The sequence below is a fragment of the Nostoc sp. KVJ20 genome (assembly GCF_001712795.1).
Lineage (GTDB): Bacteria > Cyanobacteriota > Cyanobacteriia > Cyanobacteriales > Nostocaceae > Nostoc.
The window spans coordinates 1-9,589 of the sequence record NZ_KV757737.1 but is presented as its reverse complement, the minus strand read 5'-3'; the positions used below and the strand labels follow the sequence as shown (position 1 = coordinate 9,589).

Annotated in this window: 6 protein-coding genes and 1 pseudogene; 1 reads left to right on the top strand and 6 read right to left on the bottom strand. The window is 43.4% G+C overall.

Features of this window, described 5'->3' with window-relative positions; all coding sequences use genetic code 11:
• Positions 1 to 47: 47 nt before the first annotated feature.
• The 3 genes from A4S05_RS33480 to A4S05_RS33470 form a co-directional block, all read right to left on the bottom strand.
• On the bottom strand, positions 48 to 245 hold the full coding sequence (locus A4S05_RS33480; protein WP_069074080.1) for a DUF2811 domain-containing protein: 198 nt from the start codon (positions 243 to 245) through the stop codon (positions 48 to 50).
• Between the two features lie 842 nt (positions 246 to 1,087).
• The gene (locus A4S05_RS33475; RefSeq protein WP_069074079.1) at positions 1,088 to 1,378 is read right to left on the bottom strand and encodes a hypothetical protein; all 291 of its coding nucleotides are present in this window, start codon (positions 1,376 to 1,378) and stop codon (positions 1,088 to 1,090) included.
• Between the two features lie 5 nt (positions 1,379 to 1,383).
• A complete protein-coding gene (locus A4S05_RS33470) occupies positions 1,384 to 2,343 on the bottom strand; it encodes a ParM/StbA family protein (protein WP_069074078.1) in 960 nt (319 codons plus the stop codon).
• 901 nt (positions 2,344 to 3,244) lie between these two features.
• Between A4S05_RS33470 and A4S05_RS44400 the strand changes: the two are divergent.
• Positions 3,245 to 3,376: pseudogene (locus A4S05_RS44400) on the top strand (zinc ribbon domain-containing protein); the annotation flags it as partial.
• Positions 3,377 to 3,393: 17 nt separating this feature from the next.
• Here A4S05_RS44400 and A4S05_RS33465 read toward each other — a convergent pair.
• The 3 genes from A4S05_RS33465 to A4S05_RS33455 all read right to left on the bottom strand — a co-directional run bounded on the left by A4S05_RS33465 (position 3,394) and on the right by A4S05_RS33455 (position 9,385).
• On the bottom strand, positions 3,394 to 3,894 hold the full coding sequence (locus A4S05_RS33465; RefSeq protein ID WP_069074077.1) for a hypothetical protein: 501 nt from the start codon (positions 3,892 to 3,894) through the stop codon (positions 3,394 to 3,396).
• A gap of 6 nt (positions 3,895 to 3,900) precedes the next feature.
• Entirely contained in the window at positions 3,901 to 4,788 is an 888-nt protein-coding gene (locus A4S05_RS33460; protein ID WP_069074076.1) for a ParA family protein, read from the bottom strand.
• A gap of 322 nt (positions 4,789 to 5,110) precedes the next feature.
• On the bottom strand, positions 5,111 to 9,385 hold the full coding sequence (locus A4S05_RS33455) for a strawberry notch-like NTP hydrolase domain-containing protein (RefSeq protein WP_069074075.1): 4,275 nt from the start codon (positions 9,383 to 9,385) through the stop codon (positions 5,111 to 5,113).
• Positions 9,386 to 9,589 lie beyond the last annotated feature (204 nt).

Sequence of the window (9,589 nt, the reverse complement as noted above, 5' to 3'; positions counted from 1 at the left end):
TGTTTAGTATGACTTTTAGAGAGTAGCAGATTCAGGTATGTTGTAAATTAGCCACGGCGAAACAGAGCTTCTAAATAAACCTGGGAAACACGGCGATCTCCATCAGCATTTTGCAACAGAAACAGTGAGATAGCTGCGGTAATAAGGCGATGTTCATCCCAATCAGGATGCTGTTCTAGATAGCTATTTAAAGACTGATGTAGTGTTTCAGGAAGATTAGTCAAGATGTTTTGGGTTGAGTTCATGGGAGCAAAGCTTCCGAAAAAGCAAATCAATAGGGACAATAAGCCAGAGGTAAAGAAAGGGAAAGGGGGAAAGGGGAAAGGGGAAAGGGAACCAGTGACTTAAAAGCTCTTGTTTTAAATATGGATCGGAGGCGGAGCGGCTCCGGCTCCGCACTGCTAAGTGATCGCACTACATGCCTTAAAAATCTTCTTTTTTTATTCTCCATATTTAAAAATAGGGGCTTCATAGCTTTTGGGGAAAAGAACATTAGTGTATTTCCCTTTCCCCTTCTTGGTGATGCAGTAGTTGTCCTGTTTCACCCCATTCTTTAGTTGTCAAACCACCTGTGCTAGCAACTGAATAGTTTTATACAGTCGATGTTCAAGATGGAATAGACGGCAAAGGCTAGTCGATTTATTGTGTGCTGACTGGCTCGGTTTGTCAATGTTGCAAAATATTAAACATAAATATAGAAAAAATAAATAATTACGTGAAAGCTAGGGTTAGAGATAGATTTTCTTTACGCAACTTAACAATAACTCCGTAAGACAGACTGATGGCTACAGTCATAACAAAATCCCCAGTGGATGAATAGAAGCCGATTATCTTGTCAAACAACTGTGGAAAACAGTAGAATTAGCTGTGGAAAGTCTGTGGAATCAGTTAGAAAAAGTAGAGCTAATGATAAGAATTGCAAAAAGTTCTAATGTAATAATGTAAGCTCTGCGATTGTCAGGGGCTAAAAATACAGTAGATCCTATGCTACAGACAAATCTTCGGCTCAGTGACGACTCAAGTGGAAAAATTCTTTTCGCGTCACATTGGAATAACCTCGTGTGTAATTAACAACTTCCTTTGACGGTTACAAATCAAAATCAAGGCTGAATGTTTCCCCTGAAGAATCTTCTTCTTCCTCCTCTGTAAAGGGAGTTGAACTCCAAGATGAGGCTTTGTTATCTTCTGTATTAGTCGGCGTGAAAGCTACTTGTTGTGTGGGAAATGCACCCTTTCTGAAAGCAAAATAGCAATCAATAATAAAGTAAAGCGTCTCCAGGTAACTCTTGCCTAGTTGCTGTGATTCGGCAAATATCCGCTCACGGTAGCTATCTTTGATCCGAACTTTTTCTGGGGTTAAGTCAAGTTTGTCTGCCATTGCGATCACTTAATAGATGTAGTAGTTGGGTTCTTGGCAGAAATGGTTTTTGCCATTTCTAAAAGCCCAGAGACATTGGCTTCTACCGGATTGCCCAGGATTTTGAAGCCGTTTTTCTCCAACAGCTTCTTAAATCCTGGTAAGAGGCAGCCTCCACCAATCGCCCAGATTTCATCCCCCTGGTGCTTGGCATCAAGTGTCAGATTCACCACTTTCTTCAAGTATTTTTCATACCAATCTTTCAAACAAGCGCTGTATATATCTTTGATATCGATGTCACGGCTGTATCGGGTATGCCCCATCTCCAGACAAAATCGGATTTTGGAGGCATCCCCGATTTTTCCGCCATTCAAATGTTTCATTTTTTGGGAAATATCATCGATGAGAACTTCTACACCGATAGGGTAAGCAGTGTGAACTTCTCGCTGACCCCGGTTGTAACGAGAATACAGGGTCGTACCATTGCCAAAGTCTAAAATAGTTAGCTTTTTGGGTAGTGGATGCCCAAACAATGCACCCATCCCCTCTAGTACAACTTTAAGCACTTCTACTTTCACGTCTGATTGCTTGCCAGCAAGTATTGGCTGATATTCTCCATTGAGTACTTTTTGCAATTCTTCAGCCAGACCAACATCATGTAAGCTAACGACTAATTTTAAGTGCCAAGCCCTACGGTGTGGGAGATGTGCCAATGCACCCAACAAAGTCAACAACGCATTATTGACTTTATTTTCATTATTGTCTGTGTTGCGGTCAAAATAATTTCCTGTACGGTAAGCAGACTCTCCAACGGTGTAAGCAGTACCGTTAAAAACTACACGTCCTGGAACATCTTCCATCTCAGATGTGGAAATATAACTCGGCACACGAATTACTTCAAATCCTTCGACTAAAAGTTTGAGACTTCCGTAACCGTTATCGAAACCCGCAGGAAAAATTTTTTGCGCCGTGTGAATGTTTGACATCTGCTCCAAGGTAATACGCTTTGATTTGTGAAAATTATCTGTTGAAGTGATCTGCAAGAGCAAGAGAAAGAAGAATAAAATAACTTCCCCTTTTTTGCCTAATCTCAAGAGCTTATCATAACCCCTTGGGGGCTAAATGGGGTACAAAATGTTAACCAGTCAAATGTACCCCATTTAGCACCTATATATACCCTATATAGGTGTCAAAATGTCACCAAAGTCGTGAGCTATTGTTGGGGTATATATGGGGGCTATATATACCCCATGAGCAATTTTTAAAATCTTCCCATATAACGAATCAAAAGCCGCAGGGATGTGCTTAATCAGTTTTTGTTGGCTTGGGTGGTCGCTTAGTAGATTCCATTCTGCCTTTAAAATATCAATTAAAAGTAATTTCCTTTACAATACTAGCTAGCTTTCATCCTATATCGCGTTATCGCGNTGATTAAGTAACGAGAGGTTAACCCTTTTGAGCATAATACTGGGAATAGTAAGTGATCCGGCTTTTATCCTATATCGCGTTATCGCGATGATTGAGTAACAATAGGTAAACCCTTTTGAGCGTAATACTGAAAATAGCGAGTGATCCGGCTTTTATCCTATATCGCGTTATCGCGATGATTAAGTAACGAGAGGTTAACCTTTTTGGGCGTAATACTGGGAATAGTAAGTGATCTAGCTTTCACTCTATATCGCGTTATCGCGATGATTAAGTATGGCACTATTCTGATTTTCCTTAAGCCTGAAACTATCGAAGTAACAAGGGTTCCATATTGTAAAACTTCCGTGCTGGGTTGAACATCATTCACTAGTAACCACCAAAGGTGATGTCTACCCCTGGTGATCGCGCACAGGAGAAACATATTGACATCCTCCGACCGCTAGTTAAGAATGCAGAAATTGTGGACATATCGATAAGTCAAATCGTGATGCTGAGAAGTTCATTTGTACAAAATGCGGATATCACGAACACGCTGACATCGATGCTGCAAAGACTATGTTAGTTTCTCTGTATATCGCGTTATCGCGATGATTAGTTAACGGTGAGTATCAATCGAGTGGTGGTGTTTTAGAAAGAGCATCTGAGATGATTTGTGCAAGCTTGTACTCAAACTCAGCCAGAGCTACTGGATCACCATTTGGTGGACGCTCTAGCTTTTCTGAGTGACTAGCTTGTGCAATAATCTCTTTCTGCGCGTGTCGAAGAATTGTCATACAAGACCTTAATACATGACTAAGTTTGAGAGGAGTTTCTAGTTCCTCGGCAAGGCGAGAGACGAATCGTTCAATTTCTCTTTCCTCAGATTTAGTCAAAAGTACCCGCTTCTCTCGGCTTAATTTTTCGATTACTGGTGCAGGTTGTATAGGTGGAGATTGTTGAGGGTCAGGAGTTATTGGCTCCGATAAAGTTGAATCTCTCACAGATGCAGTAGCAGTATTATCTGAAACTGAAGTTGTTTCCTCTGAATCTGAACCCCTGAGAACAGACCGTACCAATGCTTCGTCTACTGGGCGGTAGGGTTTTTCATTTCCTGAAACACGTTTAGCCATTGGTAACTACTTTTTGCCTCGCTTTGTTGAAACAGCAGATTTTATAGTAGATGTTGTAACTGGTTCTTCAAACTCAGCAATACGAGCTTCTATTTCCTTAGCCAGCTTACGATATTGGTTTGTGACTTTGTGGTTTGGTGCAGTTTGGAAAATTGTCTTCCCTAACTTTTGGGACTGAGGTACAACCGTAGAACGGCTGATGAGTGTATCAAATTTTAAAGACTTACTACCATCAGAAAAAAGTTTCTCGACATATTCAGTTAGAGAACTAGCTAATATAGTTCTGCTATCTACACAACAAAGAATTACTCCTAACAAACGTAAATTCGGGTTGCCGTAACGTTGAGCGCCTTGAATATCAGTTAAAGCATCATTAAGTCCTGCGATCGCAAATGGGTCAGGAGTGGCTGAAAGAATAAACCAGTCAGCCGACTTATAGGCTGCAATTGTTGGTGTAGTTGCATTAGGCGCTGTATCAAGAAAGATGTAATCATACATTCCAGCAAGCTTGCGTAAAGGATTAATCAAAACATCTTGAGTAACCAAAAACTTATCTCTAGCTGCGAGTGCTTGATCTATCTTTTCTAGATTTCGACGAGCTGCAATCAAATGAATATTTTTAGGTAACTCTACTCCATCATCAGGGGTAATGATTACATCTGTTGGTTCTTCTTCCCCAGTCAAAACTTCAAAAGTACCAAGGAAGCTTTCGCTAGGAATTCCTAAATGCCGGGTAGCTCCCTGGTTCATATCTAAATCGAATATTAGGCATCGCCTTCCCATTTCACCTAAAGCAGTTGCAATATGAATCAGGTTACTAGTTTTTGCAACTCCTCCCTTTTGATTGCCCACTGCAATCACTTTAGTTTTTCGTGCTGTTACTTCATGGCTCATGTAAGTGTCCTCAATAACCAGCAAATTTTTATAGCGACTTCGCATTATAGTAATGTCGCGTTATCCGAAACTAGCGTTATAGCAAACTCGCGTTATCGCGATTTAGCAAGTAGGCTAATAGTGCTACTAGAGAAGTAAGATCCTTACCGTACAACAATTTTTCAGTTTTGATAACGAGTTTGTATTATAACAATGTCGCGTTATCCGAAACTAGCGTTATAGCAAACTCGCGTTATCGCGATTAAATAAAAAAAAGAGCTTATTATTTTTTTTAAGGGTAAAAAAGACCCAGATTAAATACCTGGGCCTTTGAAGTTGGGAATTATCCCAAGATTTCAATCACAGCCGCTAGAATAGCTGGGGCTTTGTCTGAAACCGGAATGAATACCCGCTTTTTCCAGTTGATGATCTCGGTGAAACATCCAGCAGCTAAAAGCCGCTCTGCCAGTGAGATAGCATTAACCAACTCTATACGAGGTTCTGCGGCAATATAAGAACGCCGTAAAGTTACGCCACCCGGTAACTGCTGGGAATAGCCTTCGTTTAGCACTAAAGAGACTAACTCCTGTGGGCTTAATAGCTTGTTCTTGAGTCCGAGTTGTTCAGCCACCGACTGGATATCCTGAGCATTTACTACCCGACCGAGAATCTTTTGTCCATCGCTGGTTTGCAAGCGGAAGACTCGGCTATTGTGCTGCGGCAAGATTTTCCAAATGGGCAACAAAATACCGGTGACTAAGTGCAGATAATCGGTAGTGAACTTGGGCAATGCGTCTACTTCAGTAGACCACCCTGCGACGAACGCATCGACACAAACCGCTTTCCAAGTGGAAGATTCTAAATCCTTGACTGGTATACGGGTTTCTTTTTGGGGACGGACGAGTAACACTCTTGGTACAACACCACCATCAGCGTCATAGATACTATGTGTCGGAATTGACACAGCAGCATTGCCTGACTTGGAGTTGATCATGAGCCGTCCTTGATATTGAGTGGCAAACTCCAACATCTCAATAGCCGTTTTGATGTTGTTTTTCTGAATGCGTTCCACTTTCAAGTAATTGGTGACGCTACCAGTTTGAGCATGAGTATATACAGCTTCCTGGCTCTCAACAGTAAAGCGTTCAGCCCGTAAAGTCTCCACCCCCATTTCATAGACACCAGCAGCGATCGCTGCTTCAATCTGCTGACTTAGCAACAACTCAAAACGCTCGAAAATGATATTTTGCATATCAATGCGTAAAGCCAGAAGTCGATTGAGGAATTGACGCAGGGGTGGGAGATCGATTTTCATCCCGCCTTCATGAGAGGTTAAGCACAGTCCAGTCATTTGCTCAAAAGTCCCTAGTGGCACTTCATAAAATCGACCTTGGTATATTTGTCTGAATAATTCATACAGGGCGTGTTCTGCATAGTTCGATTCCAGATTATCCTTAGCCTCAAATATCCCATTGCCTCCGGTTTGCCTTTGCCCCCTTGTGAGTGCGCCCAAGCTATCCAGCCGTCGAGCAATAGTGCTGATGAATCGGCGTTCACCTATAACGTTCGTCGTGACTGGTCTGAACACGGGCGCAGATGCTTGGTTGGTTCTGTGCGATCGTCCAAGCCCTTGAATTGCATTGTCTGCTCTCCAGCCGGCTTCCAACAAATAATGCGATCGCCGCCGACGATTCGCAGCATTTAGATCAGCATGATAACTTCTGCCTGTTGCACCAGCGTCACTGAAGATGAGGATTTGTTTGTCTCCCTGCATAAACGCAGCAGTTTCAGCAATATTCGCCCCACTACCACGCGAATCAACGAACAAACGCCCCGAATCATCTTTCAGAACTCGCTTGCTGCGACCAGTTACTTCGGCAATTTGCTTGTGACCAAAATGCCACAGCAATTGTTCTAATGCACCAGGGATTGGATCAAGGCTTGCTAACTTATCGACTAAGGCATCTCTCAAGGCTACAGCTTCTTGGGAGATAACTGGAGAGCCATCAGCGTCAAAGACCGGCTCGGATCTTTCTTCTCCATCAACGCCAGAATGAATGGAATGCAGATGAACAGGGAAAGCACTCATCAAGTAGTCCATCACATATTCTCGTGGGGTCAAGTCAAGATTGAGATCCTTCCATTCGTCAGCCGGAACTTCATCAAGTCGTCGTTTCAAAAGTTCTTCATTAGTCGAAACTATTTGAATGACAATTGCAAGACCTTGGGCTAGATCCTGCTCAATCGCTTTGATCAGGGTGGGGCATTTCATCCCGGTCAGCAGATGATTGAAGAATCTCTGTTTATGGCTTTCAAACTGCGACTTAGCAGACATCTTAGCAGCACGATTGTACGTTTTTGCGCCAGTTATATTGCAAGCTTCTAACGCTTTCTCTAAATTATTATGAATAACCTGAAAAGCATCGGAATAGCTGTTATAGCTTCGTTCCTGCCTCGGCGTTAACTCAATTTCGAGAGTTTGATACTCAACTCCCTCGAATGAAAGGCTCCGCGCCAGATACAGTCCCAAAGCCTTGAGATCCCTTGCTACGACTTCCATCGCGGCAATACCACCGCCCTCAATGGATTCCACAAAATCCTCACGGGAGGTAAACGGGAAATCTCCAGTCTGCCAAAGCCCCAGACGATTTGCATAAGATAGGTTAGAAACCTTCGTCGCTCCAGTCGCGGAGACATAGACAACTCTTGCCCCAGGTAAAGCATTTTGCAACCGCAGCCCAACAATGCCTTGCTGGGATGCCGCAACCATACCGAGTTTACCCTCTTGAGCCATTGCGTTACCCATCGCGTGACACTCATCAAATGCGATCGCTCCCTCAAAGTCCTTGCCTGCCCATTCAACAATTTGCTTGAGCCGACTTTTACCGTTCTTTTGAGAACGTAGAGTTGAGTAGGTGCAGAACAGAATACCTTGGGTGAAAGGGATGGGGTCGCCAAGTTTGATGTTGCTCAGGTCAATGATATCTTTTTCACTACCTCCGAGCGCACACCAATCTCTACGTGCGTCCTCAATAAGAGCAGAACTCTTTGATACCCAAATGGCTTTTCTTCGTTCCTGACACCAGTTGTCGAGGATGATTCCTGCACATTGTCTTCCTTTCCCGGCGCCTGTCCCATCGCCTAAGAACCAGCCACGACGAAATTTTACGGCATTTTCTTCGCCAGTTGCCGCTACAGTCACATTATCCCATGAATCATCGACAATATAAGACCCAGAAAGAAATTCACCGTGCGCCTGACCTGCGTAAATAACGCTTTCAAGTTGTGCTTCAGATAACAATCCTTGTGAGACAATGTTTCGCGGGAGATGCGGTTTGTAAGTGGGTGGTGGTGGCGAGACAAGCGCTAGGGCTGCACTCTCACAGAGTAGCGAGGGATGAGGTAAAGCATCCTTGATTCGGATTCGCTGTGGACGATAGGTTTCGTATAGAGTATCTTTCAAACCCTCACTAGCCGTCCACTCGATAACCTCATATTCCAGCACTACTAAGTCGTCTGGAAGAAAGGAAACTGTTTCTGGTTGTGCAACTGTAATACGCTTTGGCAATTGAATAACAATTGCCTTCGCAGCAGCTTTGACTTTTTCTGAGCGTTCCCACGAAGATCGCTGTGGCAACTGCTCAATCAACGCCAGCAGTTCGGGCAAGTCCAAGGTTTCGGGAATACAGGGGATGTTGCCGGGATTATCAGCCGGAACTTTGTCGATCACTGTAATCCGAGTGTCGATAGTTGTCCCATGTTTTGAGTACACCTTGCCGTTAACCCCGACTGACATTAAAACTCGCGCTTCTGAGTGCCACCTAACAAAAGTCTCGCGCCAAGTGGGATTATTGGGAGAAAACCAGTTGGCTGTGATTGTTACCAGTCGTCCACCGTCAGCCAGTCTTTGCAATGCCGAGTTGATGTGGCTCTTAGTTGCGTCGGGATTGCGACTGTTGATTTTGGGAGATGCACAGAAAGGTGGATTCATCAAAACAACTGAGGGCTGAGTCTTGCCAACCAGATAGTCGTTAATCTGTTCCGCGTTTACTGAGAATAATGGTGTGCCAGGGAACAGCCGACGCAGAATCTTACTTCTATCGGGTGCAAGCTCGTTGAGCATCAGACTTGCACAGTGCAGTTTAGCCATTTGTGCTAACAAACCAGTTCCGGCACTTGGCTCCAGCACCAAATCAGTAGCTTGTATAAATCCTGATTTTGCTACCAGATAAGCAAGCGGCAGAGGGGTGGAGAATTGCTGAAGCTGTACTGATTCTTCACTACGGCGAGTATGCGTCGGGCAGAGGGCTGTTAATTCTTCTAATTGTTGCACAACCACTTGAGGTTGTTGTGATAAAATCTTAATTCCCAGATGACGCAGATATAAGATTTGCGCCACTTCCACAGCTTCGTAAGCATCTTTCCATTGCCATGCACCAGACGCGGCAGTGCCTAGAAAGTAGCGATTCATCTGGGAAGAAACAGTTTTCGTAGAGAGAGGGCGATTATCTATTAAAACTTTTGCAAGCTCTTGGGCAACATTAATAACTGACTGCCCATAATCGATTACTGTTTGCAAATCGAATAAAGAACCTTGAGTGAAAAGTTGCTGTACCATTGCATCACTCACAATATTATTTTTTCACTTTTGCTATGGCGAAGCCTTTCTCTTATTAATAAATGAGGCAAGCAATTGCCTCATTTAAACTTTTGAACCTTCAGATATTTATTCTTCGGTGATCGGACGAGAATTAAAAAGCGAATTAGCCAGCTTTACGCGGTCTACCTGGCTTGCGTTTGCCTGAAGAATTTACATCAGCCT